This window comes from Geodermatophilus sp. SYSU D00814 (assembly GCF_054050055.1).
The window spans coordinates 1-15,584 of sequence record NZ_JBJGYP010000002.1; the positions used below are offsets into that span (position 1 = coordinate 1).

Annotated in this window: 17 protein-coding genes and 1 pseudogene; 11 read left to right on the forward strand and 7 right to left on the reverse strand. The window is 70.5% G+C overall.

Annotation, left to right across the window (positions count from 1 at the left end):
• Positions 1 to 126: 126 nt before the first annotated feature.
• The 4 genes and pseudogenes from ACI780_RS01545 to ACI780_RS01560 all read left to right on the forward strand — a co-directional run.
• Positions 127 to 522, forward strand: a pseudogene (locus ACI780_RS01545) (IS982 family transposase); the annotation flags it as partial.
• Between the two features lie 384 nt (positions 523 to 906).
• A complete protein-coding gene (locus tag ACI780_RS01550; RefSeq protein WP_457000508.1) occupies positions 907 to 1,839 on the forward strand; it encodes a hypothetical protein in 933 nt (310 codons plus the stop codon).
• A gap of 179 nt (positions 1,840 to 2,018) precedes the next feature.
• On the forward strand, positions 2,019 to 2,840 hold the full coding sequence (locus ACI780_RS01555; protein WP_457000509.1) for a hypothetical protein: 822 nt from the start codon (positions 2,019 to 2,021) through the stop codon (positions 2,838 to 2,840).
• Between the two features lie 115 nt (positions 2,841 to 2,955).
• Positions 2,956 to 3,192, forward strand: coding sequence for a transposase (locus ACI780_RS01560; RefSeq protein WP_457000510.1), 237 nt, complete (start codon positions 2,956 to 2,958; stop codon positions 3,190 to 3,192).
• Between the two features lie 13 nt (positions 3,193 to 3,205).
• Here ACI780_RS01560 and ACI780_RS01565 read toward each other — a convergent pair whose 3' ends face one another.
• The 3 genes from ACI780_RS01565 to ACI780_RS01575 form a co-directional block, all read right to left on the reverse strand.
• A complete protein-coding gene (locus ACI780_RS01565) occupies positions 3,206 to 4,474 on the reverse strand; it encodes a DNA cytosine methyltransferase (protein WP_457000511.1) in 1,269 nt (422 codons plus the stop codon).
• Positions 4,475 to 4,995: 521 nt separating this feature from the next.
• Positions 4,996 to 5,904 carry an HNH endonuclease gene (locus tag ACI780_RS01570; protein ID WP_457000512.1) on the reverse strand — a complete coding sequence of 303 codons (909 nt, stop codon included), beginning with the start codon at positions 5,902 to 5,904 and terminating at the stop codon, positions 4,996 to 4,998.
• A gap of 523 nt (positions 5,905 to 6,427) precedes the next feature.
• Positions 6,428 to 7,636: a hypothetical protein gene (locus ACI780_RS01575; RefSeq protein WP_457000513.1), complete on the reverse strand. Its 1,209-nt coding sequence runs from the start codon at positions 7,634 to 7,636 to the stop codon at positions 6,428 to 6,430.
• 632 nt (positions 7,637 to 8,268) lie between these two features.
• On the opposite strand from ACI780_RS01575, the gene ACI780_RS01580 reads away from it, so the two are divergent.
• Positions 8,269 to 8,589, forward strand: a complete 321-nt coding sequence (locus ACI780_RS01580; protein WP_457000514.1) for a hypothetical protein — start codon at positions 8,269 to 8,271, stop codon at positions 8,587 to 8,589.
• A gap of 284 nt (positions 8,590 to 8,873) precedes the next feature.
• Here the strand turns inward: ACI780_RS01580 and ACI780_RS01585 are convergent, their stop codons facing one another.
• Entirely contained in the window at positions 8,874 to 10,304 is a 1,431-nt protein-coding gene (locus ACI780_RS01585; RefSeq protein WP_457000515.1) for a recombinase family protein, read from the reverse strand.
• A gap of 23 nt (positions 10,305 to 10,327) precedes the next feature.
• On the opposite strand from ACI780_RS01585, the gene ACI780_RS01590 reads away from it, so the two are divergent.
• From ACI780_RS01590 to ACI780_RS01615, 6 genes are all read left to right on the forward strand, one after another.
• Positions 10,328 to 11,113 carry a CpaF family protein gene (locus tag ACI780_RS01590; RefSeq protein ID WP_457000516.1) on the forward strand — a complete coding sequence of 262 codons (786 nt, stop codon included), beginning with the start codon at positions 10,328 to 10,330 and terminating at the stop codon, positions 11,111 to 11,113.
• Entirely contained in the window at positions 11,110 to 11,967 is an 858-nt protein-coding gene (locus tag ACI780_RS01595) for a type II secretion system F family protein (RefSeq protein ID WP_457000517.1), read from the forward strand. Before ACI780_RS01590 ends, ACI780_RS01595 begins: the two co-directional genes overlap by 4 nt.
• Positions 11,964 to 12,905, forward strand: coding sequence for a type II secretion system F family protein (locus tag ACI780_RS01600; RefSeq protein ID WP_457000518.1), 942 nt, complete (start codon positions 11,964 to 11,966; stop codon positions 12,903 to 12,905). Before ACI780_RS01595 ends, ACI780_RS01600 begins: the two co-directional genes overlap by 4 nt.
• 28 nt (positions 12,906 to 12,933) lie before the next feature.
• The gene (locus tag ACI780_RS01605) at positions 12,934 to 13,140 is read left to right on the forward strand and encodes a hypothetical protein (protein WP_457000519.1); all 207 of its coding nucleotides are present in this window, start codon (positions 12,934 to 12,936) and stop codon (positions 13,138 to 13,140) included.
• Positions 13,141 to 13,207: 67 nt separating this feature from the next.
• Positions 13,208 to 13,594 (forward strand): TadE/TadG family type IV pilus assembly protein, encoded by a 387-nt coding sequence (locus tag ACI780_RS01610; RefSeq protein ID WP_457000664.1) that lies wholly within the window; start codon positions 13,208 to 13,210, stop codon positions 13,592 to 13,594.
• Entirely contained in the window at positions 13,591 to 14,058 is a 468-nt protein-coding gene (locus ACI780_RS01615; RefSeq protein WP_457000520.1) for a hypothetical protein, read from the forward strand. Before ACI780_RS01610 ends, ACI780_RS01615 begins: the two co-directional genes overlap by 4 nt.
• A 9-nt stretch (positions 14,059 to 14,067) precedes the next feature.
• Here the strand turns inward: ACI780_RS01615 and ACI780_RS01620 are convergent, their stop codons facing one another.
• From ACI780_RS01620 to ACI780_RS01630, 3 genes are all read right to left on the reverse strand, one after another.
• Positions 14,068 to 14,478, reverse strand: coding sequence for a type II toxin-antitoxin system VapC family toxin (locus tag ACI780_RS01620; protein WP_457000521.1), 411 nt, complete (start codon positions 14,476 to 14,478; stop codon positions 14,068 to 14,070).
• Positions 14,475 to 14,717: a FitA-like ribbon-helix-helix domain-containing protein gene (locus ACI780_RS01625; protein WP_457000522.1), complete on the reverse strand. Its 243-nt coding sequence runs from the start codon at positions 14,715 to 14,717 to the stop codon at positions 14,475 to 14,477. The genes ACI780_RS01620 and ACI780_RS01625 overlap by 4 nt, the downstream gene beginning before the upstream one ends.
• A gap of 69 nt (positions 14,718 to 14,786) precedes the next feature.
• On the reverse strand, positions 14,787 to 15,308 hold the full coding sequence (locus tag ACI780_RS01630) for a hypothetical protein (protein WP_457000523.1): 522 nt from the start codon (positions 15,306 to 15,308) through the stop codon (positions 14,787 to 14,789).
• Positions 15,309 to 15,584 lie beyond the last annotated feature (276 nt).

Genomic DNA, 15,584 nt, shown 5'->3' on the forward strand with positions numbered 1-15,584 from the left:
AGCTACATCGAGGGCTTCTACAACCCACGGCGCCGGCACAGCCGGCTGGACAACCTCAGCCCGGCCGACTTCGAGAAGATGCTCACGACACAGAACGAGGCGTCCGCCTGACGGGGGTCACTTCAGAAGATCGACGAGCGCCAAGTGCTCCTCTGCGTGCTCGACGCCGACGCCGACCTGCTCGCCGCCCGGCCGGGACTGCTGCTGATCGCTGACAAGGGCTATGTCTCCGCCGAGCTCGACGACTACCTCCACCGGCGCGGCGCGGACCTGCTGCGGCCCTCCTACCGCAACCGCACGCCTCGGCCCGGACAGGCGCTGCTCGCGCCGATCCGGCAGCTGATCGAATCGGTCTACGACACCCTCAAAGGCCAGCTCGACCTGGAACTACACGGCGGTCGCAGCCTGACCGGGGTGGCCACTCGCGTCGCTCAGCGGCTGCTGGCGCTGACCGCCGCGATCTGGCACAACCGCGCCACCGGACAGCCGATCACCCGATCCCTGATCGCCTACGACCACTGATCGGGTTCGGACTTACTCATCTAGGGCTATGACAATCCGCGGGTCGCTGGTATCTGCGCCGCCGCGGCATCACCGCGCTGGCCCGCCTGGCCGTCACCCTCATCTGCGCCCGACGACTCCCGACGAACTCATGCAACGCCTTTTTGCGCCACCGGGCGGGACGTCACCCCGGTGGTGGCTCCCAGGTCTCAAGCGGACGCGGACCAAGTGTAGCTGGACGCGGTGGTGCCTCGGTGACGCAACGGTGACGGCCGCCTGCGAGCCTGAGCCCATCCGGTGGACGGTGGTCGGTCCCGTGTCGAGGAGCGCGCGTCATCCCCGTGTCCGGTGAGGTGAACACGGACAGCGCCTGTCGACCGCGGGGTCGCCGTACGAGGAGGCTCGATGCGCAGGATCTTCGAGTTCGGCGGCCGTTACGGCCGCTGGGCACTCATCGCCGCCTACGCCGCGTTGAGCGCCGTGGTGCTCCGCCTCAGGATCCGACCGATCAGGACCCGCAGGCTGCGCCGACCCGGTCCGTCGAGCGCCGCCGACCTGCTCGCGGCAGCCGTCACCATCGCCGCGGGGACGGGTGTTCTCGCGGCGTCCCTGGTCGAGGTGGTCAAGCGTCTCACGGGCGTGCGGGGTCGTTACCACGAGTACGAGCTGCGCGAGTACCTGCGGGAGACGGCGGAGCGGCAGGCCAGGCCTGTGGCCGGCCCAGCGGGTGCGCCACCCGGTGAGGAGGGCCGGCGCGGGGATCCGTGGAGACAGCTGGAGAGCGCGCTGGGGAACGTCTGGCCCACGGAGGAGGAGCTGGCGGAGGAACGACGGAGGCTCAGCCGCGGTGGACGCTTCGTCGCCCACCCCCGGAGGGATCCCCGGTACTTCTTCGATCTCCCGCTGGAGCAGCTTATGGGGCAGATCGCGGCAGCCCTGCAGGTGGCGCTCGCCACGCCGCAGCGCTACGTCGAGTTGCTCCGCTGCTTCGCCGGGACGGCCTTGCCCCCCGATGAACGCGACGAGGACGAACTCGAGATGCTGCTCCGTCCCACGCCTCCGACCGGCGACGAACTGGTCGCGGCGCAGGCGGTCGTGCACGAGCGGATGCAGCGGAGCATCGACGGGGTCCAGGTGATCGTCGGACACCGGTGGCGCTGGTTTGTCCGTGGCAGCGCGACCGGCGTCTGCGGGATCCTCGGGATCCTCGCGGTCAAGGCGGCGGGGACCCGTGGGAGTGCCCGGGTCTTGGTGTGGCTCCTCTGCGCTGGTCCTGGTTCGGCCTTCGCCTGGCTGGCGCGGGATGCCGCTGCGGTCGTCGAGCGCTGGCGGCGATGAGGATGGCGCTCTTCCTTCGGCCTCCCGGGCGCCCCGCGTCGGTGCGCGGGCGGGCCGTCGGCAGCATCAACGTGCGCCGATGGGGCGGTCTGCGCATGCGGTCCGCCGCCGAGGTGGGGATTGTGCCCGGGGGTGATGAGCACGGGGTCTTGGGACGCCCGGAGCTCCATCGGCGCCTCGTGCTCTTCGTCCACGGCTACGCGAACAGCGAGAGGACCGCGACGGCGAGCTACCGGAGCATGCTCGACCACCTCGGCGAGATGCTGGAGATCCCCAACGCCTGGCTCGGTGACGTCTTCCTGGTCTACTGGCCCGGTGACCTGCCCCTGCGGGGTATCTCGCAAGCGAGCTACCCTTACCAGATCGGACGCGCCACCAGAGCAGGCGAGGTCCTCGCCGACGTCCTCATCCGCTTCGCCGCGTCCGGTGGCGTGACGCGAGAGGTCGTTTTCGTCGCCCACTCCCTGGGGTCCCGGGTCGTCCTGGCGGCCACCGACCGGCTTCGACGCGTCCGGCAACAGGAGGTCGCGGCCGGCGTGACGGATCCGAAGGTCCCGCAGGTGCTCGGCATCGTGCTCATGGCCGGCGCGGTGCCCGAGGCCGAGTGTGAACCGATGCAACCGTTCGCCCGTGTGGGAGGAATCTCGGGATACCCGACCGAGATTATCCTTCACTCCGCTGACGATTGGGTGCTCGCCCGCACTTTCCCCGCGGGGCAGACGTTCCGGGTGGACCAGGTGGCACGGCCGTTCTTCCCGAGGGCCGTCGGGTTGCTGGGTGGTCCCGAGAGGCGATGGCTGGACACGCACAAGTTCGACATGAGGCCGTTCGGGCACAGCGACTACTGGAAGGGACGGTCGTCCGCAGACCGGGTCTCCGGGATGTTCGGCAGGCCTCCCGAGCGTTCGCTCAAGGAGCGGACGCCACCACAGTGGATCCACGAGCCCGGCGGCCGCCCTCTCGTCGAGCCCAACGTCGTGGATGAGCGAACGCTCTACTAAAGATCATCAACGGCGGGGGTACAGGAACGGTCCCCTAGATGTACTGACCGGAGACGTTGCGGAAGTGGGTCCTCGGCTCTGTCCGCCCCCGAGGCATCGGCACAGGCTGTGGCACATGTCGTCGTCGGCGTCTGCCCCGCCGCCGCGGCTGATCAGTGACGAGCTGTGGGCGCTGGTCGAGCCGCTGATCCCGCCACGCAAGCCGGCCGTGCACGGCCGCACCGGCCGGCCACGGACCTCCGACCGGGACGTCCTCGAGGGCATCGCGTTCGTGCTCTTCACCGGCATCGGCTGGGCCGACCATCTCATTCAGCGATGGGCGCCGACATCTACGTCTCGGGGTTCGACGTGAGCTTGCTTTCGCATTAGCTGATGCGTGCGCGCACTGATCTATCGGCGAACGCCTCGTGCCGTTCGTGGTCGTCCTGCCCGGTGAACGCCTTGAACGCCCCAAGCTTGTAGGCGGGACCGGACTTGGTGTCCTCAATGTCGATGGCGAAGTCCTTGCTGAGGTGGGCGATGCGCCGTTCGAGCTGGATGGGGTCATAGGTCACCGGGAGCTTCCTCAGGATGGCCGCCGCAGTGAGGGAGCCGTCTGCTTCCTTCAGCAGGCGGTACACGGGGTCGTGCATGGTGGCGCCTGCCAGTTCCGGCATGTCATGAGGTTGGCCGTCATGCTTGAGCGCCCGCATGATCGCGCTCGCTACACCCTCCGCAACGGGTGGCGGAAAGGCATTGCCCACCTGGCGGTACTGGGCGGTCTTGCGGCCGGCTAGCCGCCAGCCCCATGCCTCGTCGAAGCCCTGAAGCCGGGCGACCATCGGCACGGTGAGCTTGGGGAGCTTCACGTCCGGATGCGGGCTGTCTGGACCCGGTGCCTCGTCGGCAACCCCGAGTGCGTCAACGCCGAGCTCTCGCCAGGCTCTCTTGGCCCGGGTGGGGCCGAGGTCGGCGCCACCGTGCTTCTTGCTGCCACCAACGAGGGTGGGGGCGATGTCGTTGGCCAGCTTGACCCAGTCGTCGACGTACGGCCAGCCGTTGGCTCCCATGTGGTCACGCAAGGTCTCACCAACGGTCATGTGAGACGACGTCGTCTTCTCCGGCCATGAGAAGTAGGGAGCGTCGTCCTCCTGCAGAGCAACAAGGACGAAGCGCGGACGCAGCTGTGCAACGCCGAAGTCGGAGGCCTGCAGGAGCCGCCAGTCACCGACGTAGCCGGCCGAGGCCAGCCGGTCCAGCACGTGCTGGCGGTAGGCGGCGAACCGGGGCATCGACAGGCCGCGGACGTTTTCGAGCATCAGGACCCGGGGCTTGATCTCGGTGGCGCAGAGCTCGACGGCCCAGGCGAAGAGATCGCGCTCGTCGCTGGCACCCAGCTGCTTGCCGGCGATGGAGAACGGAGGGCAGGGCACGCCACCGGCGAGCAGGGACACACCTTTGTAGTCGGCGGGGGTCCAGAGGCCGCGGTCGGCGACGTCGCCTTCCAGGACCTTCCACTCGGGGCGATTCTGGCGCAATGTCTGGCAGGCGTAGCCGTCGAGCTCGATGGCCAGGGCGTGGCCGAAGCCGGCGCGCTCCAGTCCGATGGCCTGGCCTCCGGCGCCGGCGCAGATCTCGACAACCTCGTGGGTCACGGGGCGGGGAGTCGCAGGGGAGGGATCGAGCGGGGGCATGCATGGCTCCTGGGGGCTTGGGAGGAGAAGGGTAGGAGGGTTGGGGCTACTGCCTCACCGGGGCATCCCGGGATGCCAGGGTGTCTTCGGCTGCGCAGTGCTCTGCAGGTGCTGGAGCTCGATGACTGTGTCGGGGGAGGGCAGGAGCCCCAGCGTGTCGGCCGTGCGGTGACTGGCGCAGAGACGGCTGAGGGGAAGGCAGCGGCGGCGGATTGCCAGGTTCAGGTACCGGAAGGCCCGGAGCCAGGCGTCCACGGCCCGTAGGACAACTGCAGTCACCGACAATTCCAGTCCCGGGCGTGGCGTCTTGGCTGCTCTCAGGGCTGTGGGATGGGGGTATGACCCCTGCGAGGCTGTGACGTAGATCGCCCGTGCTCAGCAGCCGAGACTCCGCCACGGTGCCAAAGTCGATCAACCTCGAAACCGTGGTAGAAGCCGGGCCTCACCTTCGTGCGGCCGGGGCCCGCACGAAGGCCTGTGGCCTACTCGTCTAGGTCTGGATCGGCTGGCTCGGCCGGTATCGCGGTGATCAGGGGACGACCGCCGGGCCTCTCGCGCGGCACCTCCTGCAGTCGGCTGGCCAGCCAGTAGGCCAGCGGGACGAGCGGGACGAGCGGGACGACGGAGGCAACCGGTTGCTCGGGCGCCACCACCGGCTCGCGCCCGGCCAGCGCGGCACGAGCTTCCTCAGCGGACCGGGAGCCCTTGACCGCGTTGCAGTAGAGGTGGGCCAGGCGCACGTTGTCCAGCGTGTGGGCGCCGCCCTGCTGGATCGGGACCACATGGTCGAGCGTGGCGCTGGCCGGTTGCCCGCCGTCGTCGAGGTCACCGATGGTGGGGAGCCCGCAGAGGTAGCAGTGGCCGTTGTCGCGCTCGTAGACGTCCTGGAGCGTGAACGTCTCAACCGCCGCTCCGAAGCCCGCTTCGCGGACCCGCTGCGCGCCGACATGCAGCCGGGTCGCCAGGGCCTTTCTGGCTTGGCGGCACTCGGGGCGCTGGCAGTGGGTGTCCTGGCGCCTGAGGAGGAACAGGTCGCCGCATCGCCAGCACACCGCCCAGAGTTCCGAGCGGGCGTCGTACTCCCTGTCCCGTTTCGCTCGTGCGCGTTCCCGCGCGGCGCCGTTGCGCTTGTCCCGGTCGCGATCCCGGCGCGCTCGCTCCCGGCACAAGTCGCTGCACCACTTGGCTTGTGGCCGCCTGCCGGGCATGGCCTGCCCGCAGCGCTGACAGGAGTGCACTGGTCGTTCCTGCTTGCGCTTGTCCCGGTCGTGGGCGTCGTCGCAGGCCCGGTTGCAGTAGCGGCGCCGTACGCCGGCGGTCTCCGGCAGTGGTGTACCGCAGTACAGGCACTGCCAGCCCCGTTCCCGTTCCTGCGCGGTCGTCGTGGTCACTGGCGGCTGTGCTCCTTCCGGTCTGGTTCATGGGTTTGGATCCGGTCCCGGGCACGTCGGTCCTTTCGTGCCTATGGGCAAGGGCTGCAGGGGTGGCTATGACGGGATCAGGTGCAGACGATGGCGGAGGTCTGGGGCAGGACCCCCCCGCCGCGTGACGACCGCCCCTCCACCCACGCTTCTGGTCAGGCGTGGTCATTCATCCGGCTTCAGGCATGTCCCCGGCCAGGCCCTGTCCCTGGTGGTCAGGTCGTAGCCCAGCGAGGCGAACGCTGGGCAGTACGCCGACGAGAGTCGACCTGTTCACTTGCCCTGTAAGCGCAGCTGACTGGCTGGGGGAGTAGGAGGTTGGGAAATGCCCTTGACCGGCTCAGATGAGCTCTGAGGGCGTTTATGAGCCCCTCTGAAGGGGTGGCTGAATCCGAGATCTCCAGGAAGGCTCTTGTTCAGGAGGCGGTAGGCCGGGGTCGACGTGCCGAGGTCATGACTTTCGGATCAGGTGGCTCTTGGTTCTCCGGGGAGCTCAGATTTCCTTTCCATCGATCGTCAGCTCGTAGTTGTTGCAGTGGGACTTCCCACTGCTCCACGTCCCTGAATTCTGGTGGACTCGCACCGCCTTGTGCCTGGTCTGCATGATCTTCAGGACCCGTCCCACGTAGGACCGGTCGTGGCCGATGTTCCTCGCTGCCCTCATCTGACTCACGAGCGGCCGGGTGCTGTTGGTGACGATGGCCTCAAAGGCCAGCTCGTTGGCGATGTCCAGCATCACCCCGGAGAAGACGTCCTTGTGTGCCCCCAGCCAGACCTGCACCCGCTCGTACACCTCGGTCTCGGGGCGGTAGTCGAAGTCGATGTCGGCCTTGGCCTGGGCAATGGTGGCCCGCACTTCCGGGGGTTTCAGACCGCTGTCGATGGCTGCCTCCGCCAGGGCTTCCAGGTCACCACCGCACCGGTAGACCTCCAGGGCGTAGCGGTGGCACAGCTTGTTGCGAGAGCCCTCGGGCGTGTTCCGCATCTGCGCGGCGTAGGTCTTGGTGATCGTGTCCACTCTCAGGTCGAAGCCCAGTGCTGCCAGCTTCTCCCCGTAGTACACACACTCTCTGTTCTCACTCTCTGGCAATACTCCCTGGGTACAAGCTCTGGCGACATTCCCTGTGCCCACTATCTTCAAGGTAGAAGTAGACGTACAAGTACAGGCGCTAGTAGAAGTGCAAGTACGAGTCCTTGGGGCAGGGGCCTTCAAAGTCTGTCCTGACAGAGATGACAGCCAGCTCCAGACTGTTGCCGGGTCAGTGAAGGCTGAGGAGATGAACTTCTTGCCCGGGCCGGTGAAGATGGCGTAGCCGCCAGTGCCCAGGATGTCCACCCCTGTGACGGAGCTGCGCTGCCGGCGTTCTCCCTGCCAGGGGAGCCAGATGTGCCCGCCTTTCTCGGTCGTCACGTTGAAGGGCACCGGCGGGGTCAGGTCAGGCTTGTCGATGTCCACCACGACGACGCCGGACCGTTCGCCGTTGATGATTGCCAGACCCGCCCACGTCCCGATGAGCTGATTCAGGTCAACGCCGTTGTTGAACTCCCGGATGCCTGCGGCAGGCTTCTTGTCCGCCTGAACGGGCAGAATCGCCCGGTTGTTCAGCAGGTCATGACCAAGCGTTTCACCGAGCAGCTTGATGGTCGTCTGCGCTACGGCCGCCTTGCTCCCGATCCGCTCAGCGTGGGACAGCTCGCTCACCGGGGTGGCCGCCGGTCCCCGAGCCGCCCCGAGGCGGCGCGTCCGTGCGGCGCTGCCCGGACGGGGGGTGATGCCTTCGGTGCCTCGTCGCTGAGGTGCAAGCCGGGAGCCCCTCGTCTGGCGCCCTGGCGATCTGGCGCGAGTGCGCGTGCCGGCAGTGTCCGGTGCGAGAGGCCCACGATTCCCCCTTGTCTCGTACTGGTCCGGGGCCGGTGGACTGCCACCGTCGGCCCGGGGAGCAACATAAGACTACGCCTGACAAGGTCGACCCTGACAACTCCGGTCGTACGTGAGCTGGGTCACCACATGCCGCGTTGTCTTGCCCTCAGGTCCCCCGGGTGGCGGTTCATCGCGTGGGCTTGCTTGGCGTTGACTGGACGTCCGGTCAAGCTGTGCCCATGCCTGGTACTCCGCGCAGGGCCAGCAAGCCCCCCGCGACACTTCCCGCGGTCAGGCCCGAGCCGGACTGGTCGGTGGAGGTCCACCGGAGCGAAGCCGGCTGGCAGATCGCCGCCCGATGGTGGGGGCACGCCGACGATCCGCCAGGGGAAGTCCCTGGACCGCGTGAGGTGCTGATCCGGCCCAGTGAGGACATCAGGCCCGAGGTCCTGCGGCGGGGAGTGACGACTGGCGTGATGCGACGCCTGGAGCGGCACCTCGGCGACATGGCCGAGGAGTTCGCCGCCATGCGGGGCGAGCAGGCAGACCGGGAGTACGTCGACACCCTCGCCGCAGCCCTGGCGCAGCTGCCAGCAGGGCCCCGCTCGGCGCCGAACGTGGAGGCCTACTACAAGGCACTACTGCACCTGTTCGAGACCGTCGCTGCCACCCACACCGAGCCGCTCAACGTCCTCGCCCAGGCGATGGGCGTCCCCAGGAGCACGCTCAACAACCGCCTTGTCACCGCTCGCCGACTGCGCAACCGGAACCATCACGGCCGCGACGCGGGCTGAGTAGCGGGCGGGAGCCCGCCGTTCCTCAGCGCCCTGCGCCCACCTCTTGGCCGCAGCGCGCAGCGCTCCTTCAAGGTCCAGGGGCTGAAGGGTGCGACTCCTTGGCCGACGCAGGACGAGACGGACGTCGTCCGGGCGAGCTGCAGACTGCGCGGTCCTTTGGCGCTCACCCACTGTTGAGGAGGCAAGGGAGCCACTCTATCGAGCCGTGCTGAGCGACGGGTGCAGAGGCGGCGGACGACGCTGCTCCGGTGCTCAGGCTGGTTCCAGATGGCTGTCGACTGCTAGTGAATCGACCCAGCAGGGCGGATCTCGACCTTCACGCACTCGGGACTCAGCTGCTTCGTGCCCTTGGGGCGGGGGTGCAGGCTTACGCGCTCGACGATGGCTCGGATCAGTGCCCGGCGTTCGTCCTGGGTCATGTTCTCGATCTGCTCGTGAACGTAGTCGGCATCTCCGAGCATGGATGACAGGTCGTAGGTGTTGCCGATCCGGGTGAGCTCTTCCTCGATCTCTGCTAGTCGGCTACGTGTCTTCGTGGTGATCGTTCTGGCCTGGTCTCTGGTGAAGATGCCGGCCGCGTAATCCTCGGCTGCGTCCGTGAGCCTCTGGCGTAGCTGGCGGCTCTCGTCCTGCAGGGCTGCGATGTCGGCTTCCTCGGCCGGTCTCTGGTCGGTCCATGCGGCGTGGAAGGCGGGATCGGGCAGTGCCTTGGTGACGGCTCGCCAGACGCGGCCATCGACGTACTCCACGGGTACTGAGGCGCAGGACCGGTCCTTGCAGACATAGACGGCGTAGGACTGGTGCTTGTTCTTCCAGTGGTAGCGGCGGTTCTGCTTCACCTCGCCGCCACACACGCCGCAGGTGGCGATGCCGGTCAGCAGGGCGGCGGCGGCTGGGCCCTGGCCGCCCTTGCCCCGCGCGGGGTTGGTGAGAATCCGTGACGCGGCGCGGAAGACGTCCTCGGTCACGATGGCCGGCCAGGAGGCTGGGCCGATGACCTCGCCGTCGTAGGCCCGCAATCCTGCGTTCCTCGGGTTGAGCAGGACAGGGCGCAGGGACGCCGGTCCCCAGGCCTTGCCGAAGGCCGTGACATGCCCTGCCGCGTTGAGGCCGCGAGCCAGCCTGGCGACCGACTCGCCAGCGAGCACTCCGGCGTAGGCCTCCCGCAGCGCATCGGCTTCGGCTGCGCGGTGAGTGCCGTCCCTCTCGAAGCCGAAGGGGCGAGAACCCCACCAGGCCTTGCCCATGCTGGCGCGTTGCCGTCCGGCAGCCCGCTGCCGCTCGCCCTTGTGCTCGCTCTCGTACTCGGCGAAGTTGACGATGTTGCGCGCGTTCAGCCTTCCGCTTGGCGTGCTGAGATCTATCAGCCCGGCAGTGACGGCGTGGACGTCACATCCGAGGTCGATGACCCGGGCGAGGTCCGCGGTCCGCCGGACGAGGCGGTCGATGTGCCAGACGACGATGAACTCCGGGGCAGACGCCAGGAGTGCCTCGAACTGCGGTCGGCGACGACCGGAGTATGCGGACATGTCGTTGTCCACGAAGACGGCGGCCACCTCCCAGCCATGCCGCTCACACAGCTCCCGGCACGCCTGCTCCTGCCGCTCGACCCCGAGGCCCTCGCCTGTGCTGTCGAGGGAGATGCGGCAGTAGATCGAGGCCCGCAGGGGACCGGGTGAGGAGCCGGAGGGCCGCTGTTGCAGTGCGTACACCTGTGCATGCTAACCGTGACATCTTGCCCGACATCACCCGCCGGCACATGGCGGTCAACATCCGCAAGTTCGTGCTGCAGGCGCACTCCCTCGACGAACTGGTCGCCACCGGCACCCTGACCGCCCAGGCCGCCCGGTTCCTCGAGGCCGCCGTCGCCTCGGGGCTGAACGTGCTGGTCTCCGGCGGCACCCAGGCCGGCAAGACGACGCTGCTCAACTGCCTGGTGGCCGCGGTCCCCGCGCGCGAGCGGGTCATCACCTGCGAGGAGGTCTTCGAGCTGCGGGTGCCGCTGCCCGACGTGGTGGCGATGCAGACCCGCCAGCCCAACCTCGAGGGCGCGGGGGAGATCCCGCTGCGCCGGCTGGTCAAGGAGGCGCTGCGGATGCGGCCCTCGCGGATCGTCGTCGGCGAGGTGCGGCAGGAGGAGTGCCTGGACCTGCTCATCGCGCTCAACAGCGGCCTGCCCGGCATGTGCACGCTGCACGCCAACAGCGCCCGCGAGGCCGTGGTGAAGATGTGCACCCTGCCGCTGCTGGCCGGCGACAACATCGGCCACGCCTTCGTCGTCCCGACCGTGGCCGCCAGCGTCGACCTCGTCGTGCACGTGGCCACCGAGGCCTCCGGGCAGCGGCGGGTGCGCGAGGTCGTGGCGGTGCCCGGCCGGGCGGAGGACGGCGTGGTGGAGCTGGCCGACGTCTTCACCACCCGCGGGGGCCGGCTGGTGCGCGCCGAGGGCTTCCCGCCGCACGCCGAGCGCTTCGCCGCGGCCGGGTTCGACCTGCCCGCGCTGCTGGAGGCCCGCTCGTGACCGGTGCCCTCCTCGGGCTGCTGCTCGGCGTCGGCCTGCTGCTGGTCTGGCGCAGCGGCCCGCGCGCGCCGCAGCGCCCCTCCGGTCCGCGCCCGCCCGGCCGCCGGGCGCGACTGCTGGCCGAGGCCGGTCTCACCGGCACCACCCCCGCCCAGCTGGTGGCCCTGCAGACCCTGCTCGGGCTGCTGGCCGCCGTCGTCGTCCTGCTGACCACCGGCACGGTCACCGTCAGCGTCGCGTTCGGCGTCTTCGGGTTCGTGCTGCCGCACGTGCAGGTGCGCCGGCTGGCCGCTCGCCGCCGCGCCGATCTGCGGGAGGTGTGGCCGGAGGTCGTCGACAACCTGGCCTCCGCCGTGCGTGCCGGGCTGTCGCTGCCCGAGGCGCTGGCGGCGCTGGCGGTGCGCGGGCCGGAGGTGCTGCGCCCGCCGTTCGCCCGGTTCGCCGCCGACCACCGCTCCAGCGGCCGCTTCGGCGACAGCCTCGACCGGCTCAAGGCCGACCTCGCCGACCCGGTCGGCGACCGCATCGTCGAGACCCTGCGCGTCGCCCGCGAGGTGGGCGGCTCCGACCTGGGCCGGGTGCTGCGGACGCTGGCCGGCTTCCTCCGCGAGGACGCCCGCGCCCGCGCGGAGCTCGAGACCCGGCAGGGCTGGGTGGTGCAGGCCGCACGGCTCGCCGTCGGCGCGCCGTGGGCGGTCCTGCTGCTGCTGGCCACCCAGTCGACGACGCTGGCCGCCTACGACTCCCCGCTGGGCAGCGCGATCCTGCTCGGCGGCGGCGTCGTCTGCCTGGTGGCCTACCGGCTCATGATGCGGATCGGGCGGCTGCCGCAGGAAGTGCGGGTGCTCCAGTGAGCGCCTCGCTGGCGGGCATGCTGCTCGGGCTGGCGGCCGCCACCGGCCTGCTGCTGGTGGCCACCTTCGCGCCGCCGTTCCGCTCGGTGCGGCTGGTCGACCGGCTCGCGCCCTACGTCCACGACACCCCGCCGCCGTCGCGGCTGCTCGGCACGGCCACCGAGCCGGGCCTGCTGGTCGCCGTCCGCCGGGTGCTCGGCCCGCTGGTCGCCGACGGCGCCCGCCTCGTCGACCGCGTGCTCGGCGGGCGCGCGGCCGTCCGGCGCCGGCTCGACGCCCTCGGTGCGGAGCAAACCGTGGAGGACCTGCGCGTCGAGCAGGTCGTGTGGGGCGGCCTCGGGCTGCTCGGCGGAGCGCTGCTGGCCGGCGCCTCGTCGCTGGTCTCCGGCGGCGTCGACGTGCTGTCGGTCGCGCTGGTGTGCCTGGGCGGGCTGCTCGGCGGCGTGCTCGGCCGCGACTGGTGGCTGACCCAGCAGGTGCGCCGTCGGGAGGAGCTGCTGCTGGCGGAGTTCCCGGTGGTGGCCGAGCTGCTGGCGCTGGCCGTCACCGCCGGGGAGAGCCCGACGGCGGCCATCGCGCGGGTCTCCCGGCTCTCCGGCGGCGAGCTCGCCCGGGAGCTGGGCGGCGCGCTGGGCCGCGCCCGCGCGGGTGTGCCGCTGGTGGCGGCGCTGCAGCAGGTGGCCGACCGGACCTCGGTCGACGCGCTCGCCCGCTTCGTCGACGGCCTGCTCGTGGCCATCGAGCGCGGCACCCCGCTGGCCGAGGTGCTGCGCGCCCAGGCCGCCGACGCCCGGGAGGCCGGCAAACGCCGGCTGCTCGAGGCCGGCGGCCGGAAGGAGATCGCCATGATGGTGCCGGTCGTCTTCCTGGTGCTGCCGGTCACCGTCCTGTTCGCCCTGTTCCCGGGGCTGATCAGCATCGTCTCGCTGGCGCGCTGAGCGCCGGCACAACGGAGGAGGACGACGGATGCGGGCACTGGCCTGGCTTCTCACGCTCACGGCGGCGCTGGTCGCACGGCTGCGGGACGACGACCCCGAGCGGGGCGACGTGCCCGGCTGGGTCATGATCACCGTGATGACGGCGGCCCTGGTGCTGGCCATCCTGGTGCCGTTCCGCGAGGCGATCGTGGCGGCGGTGCAGAACGCGCTGGCCTCCGTCACGAACGGTGGGTGAAGGACCTCGCTGCCCCCCACCGCTCGCAGGCTCGCGGCGGGCCCCTGCAGCGAGGCCGTTCCATCACCTGACCGCCGAGAGGGGCGGTGCGGTCGTCGACTTCGTGCTGGTGTCGGTGCTGGTCGTGGTGCTGCTGCTGGCGGTGCTGCAGGTGGCCGTCTACGTGCACGTGCGCAACGTGGTCACCGCCGGCGCGCAGGAGGGCGCCCGGTACGCGGCCAACGCCGACGTGCCGACGTCGGCGGCCACCGGCCGGGCGCTGACCACGGTGGCGCAGGCGACGTCGACCGGCACCGCCGAGGGGCTGGTGTGCACCGCCACCGAGGAGGTCGACCCGACCGGGCTGGTGCTGGTGACGGTGCGCTGCGTCGGCGCGGTGCCCACCCTGCTGGCCGGGCTGGGCGACCTGCTGCCGATGGACGTGACCGGCCGCGCGGTGGAGGAGGCCGCGTGAGGTGGCTGCGGGCCCGGCTCGGGCAGGTCCGGGGCGAGCGCGGGTCGGCGCTGGTGGAGTTCGTGTTCATCGCGCTGGTGGTGTTCGTGCCGCTGGTCTACGTGGTGGCCGGGTTCTCCGCGGTGCAGCGTGGGGTGCTGGCGGCGACGGCGGCCGCGCGGGAGGCCGGCCGGGCGCTGGCCACCGCGCCGGACGCGACCTCCGGGCTGGCGCGGGCCGAGCGGGCCGCGCAGCTGGCGGTGGCCGACCAGTCGGTGGAGGCCACCGACGTGCGGCTGGCCTTCGCCCCGGCCGGCGCCGACTGTGCCGCGGCGGGGAGCTACGCGCCGTCGCTGGCGCCGGGGGAGGAGTTCTCCGTGTGCGCGACGGTGACGGTGCGGATCCCGCTGCTGCCGGAGTTCGTCGACGCCAACACCGCCACCGGCCAGTTCGTCGTCGAGACCGACCGCTACGTCGACCGCTGAGGAGGGCGATCAGCGGTCGAGTGCCTGCTCCGGGTTGAGGACCGCGCAGCGCGGACCGTCGGCGCGGCGCAACCGATCGTCCGCGGTGACCAGCGGTGCGCCGAGGGTCTCGGCCAGCGCGACGTACCAGGCGTCGTAGACGGTCACGTTCTCGCGCAGGTCCCACACCCGCTCGAGGAAGGGCTCGAACGGGTAGCGCCGCGCGCGCAGCCGTGAGGCGCGCACCGCGGCGATGCGGGCGTCCCCGGCGCTCAGCCGGCCGCGGAGAGCCATGCTCCGCAGCGCCGAGGTGATCTCCGCTCCCGCCACCGCCGGCAGGTGCAGCCACGACTCGTCGCGGACGAGGCGGCGGGCGCGGTCTCCGGTGGGCCCGGCGACGGCCATGGCGTCGATGACGACGGACGCGTCGAGGACCCTCACCGGGAGTCGCGGTCGGCGCGGACGACGTCGACCGAGGACGACCCAGCGAAGCCCTGACCGGCACTCCGCTCCAGGTGCTGCTCGACCTCCGCCACGACCTCGGCCGGGGTCTGGGCGCGCGCGCCCTCGACCAACTCGCCGAGCAGGTACTCCTGCAGGCTCATGCCGGCTTCCGCAGCCCGCCGCCGGTAGGTCCGGTGGACGTCCTCAGGGACATCGCGGACCTGGATCGTCGCCATGCATGCACTCTAGCGCTGTCAGCGCTGGGTCGACGCCGACCGCCCGGGCACCGGCGGCGCCGTCCGACGTCAGCCCGCCAACTCCGCGCAGACATCCGTGGAGCGGCCGTTCAGCCGGTAGCTGGTCGTCTGACCGTTCTCGTCAACGGTCAACCGCACGCGCCCGGTGGTGTACGCGAGGGGCAGTACTCCGGCGGGTTCGGTGTTCTCCACGGTTGTCCAGAAGAGGTTCGGGCCGGCTGCGTCGATGGCGAAGGAGCCATCGGGGAAGACGGTCTGCGTTCCTGGGCCGCTGACGTTGTAGGTGATCGACTCGCCCGTGTCGGCGTTGGTCACGATCGCTTCCGCATGGCCGGTGAAGCGGAACGCCGTGGCACCGTCGGGCAGCGTGGTCGCTGTGACCTGTTGGTCGCTGAAGAACTCGATGGTCACCGGGAACGGGCAGTAGCCCGCGTCGCCATCGGTGTCGGTCCCCGGCAACTCGATGGTCTGGGGCTCCGTCGGTAGCGGATCGGCCTGCGCGGGTCCAGTCGCGGCCACCAGCCCGGCGGCGGCCGCGACGATGACCACGGACGTGCGCGTCGTCTTCATGACTCCTCCTCGAGGACGGTGACGAGGCAGTCGCGCAGCAACACGTTGCGGAACGGGATCGTCAGCCGCCAGAGGTTCTCGCCTCGTCGGTCGCAGGTCCGGGCCTGGACGACGCGTCCTCACCCGTCCTCGGTCACGTGCCCACGCTGGGTCAGTACGGCAGGCGCGCGGTCGAGTCGAGCACCTCGTGGGCTCGGGGGACGAGCGTGTGCGCAGGAGCCGGGTCCCGCGGCATCGTCTGCGGCGTCGGCGCACACGCTCGGGGGCGGGGTTGCT